This is a genomic window from Ligilactobacillus salitolerans, from assembly GCF_003864415.1.
GTDB classification, from domain to species: domain Bacteria; phylum Bacillota; class Bacilli; order Lactobacillales; family Lactobacillaceae; genus Ligilactobacillus; species Ligilactobacillus salitolerans.
This window is the reverse complement of record NZ_BFFP01000074.1, coordinates 1-723: the sequence shown is the minus strand read 5'-3', so window position 1 is coordinate 723 and position 723 is coordinate 1. Positions and strand designations below refer to the sequence as shown.

Genomic DNA, 723 nt, shown 5'->3' with positions numbered 1-723 from the left:
CTCCGAATGGGGCAACCCAATGACTGTGATGAGTCATTATCGCTGGCTGAATACATAGGCCAGTGGAAGACAGACGCAGGGAACTGAAACATCTAAGTACCTGCAGGAAAATAAAGAAATTTCGATTCCCTCAGTAGCGGCGAGCGAACGGGGAACAGCCCAAACCAGGAAGCTTGCTTCCTGGGGTTGTAGGACCGAACATCTGAGTTACCAAGAAGAACTGTAGCCAAACGGCTTGGGAAAGCCGGCCAGAGCGGGTGATAGCCCCGTAGGCGAAACAGTTTTTCCTCAGTTCGGGATCCTGAGTACGGCGGAACACGTGAAACTCCGTCGGAATCCGGGAGGACCATCTCCCAAGGCTAAATACTACCTAGTGACCGATAGTGGACCAGTACCGTGAGGGAAAGGTGAAAAGTACCCCGGGAGGGGAGTGAAACAGTTCCTGAAACCATGTGCCTACAAATAGTCAGAGCCCGTTAAGGGGTGATGGCGTGCCTTTTGTAGAATGAACCGGCGAGTTACGTTAACGTGCGAGGTTAAGGCGGAAAGGCCGGAGCCGGAGCGAAAGCGAGTCTGAAGAGGGCGAATGAGTACGTTGACGTAGACCCGAAACCAAGTGACCTACCCATGTCCAGGTTGAAAGGGCGGTAAAACGCACCGGAGGACCGAACCCGTGTATGTTGAAAAATGCTGGGATGAGGTGTGGGTAGCGGTGAAATTCCA

1 rRNA gene (only partly in view) is annotated in these 723 nt (G+C 53.0%); it reads left to right on the top strand.

The window, feature by feature from the left end:
• Nucleotides 1–723 (top strand): 23S ribosomal RNA (locus tag LFYK43_RS11980) (its annotated part extends 128 nt beyond the left edge of the window); the annotation flags it as partial.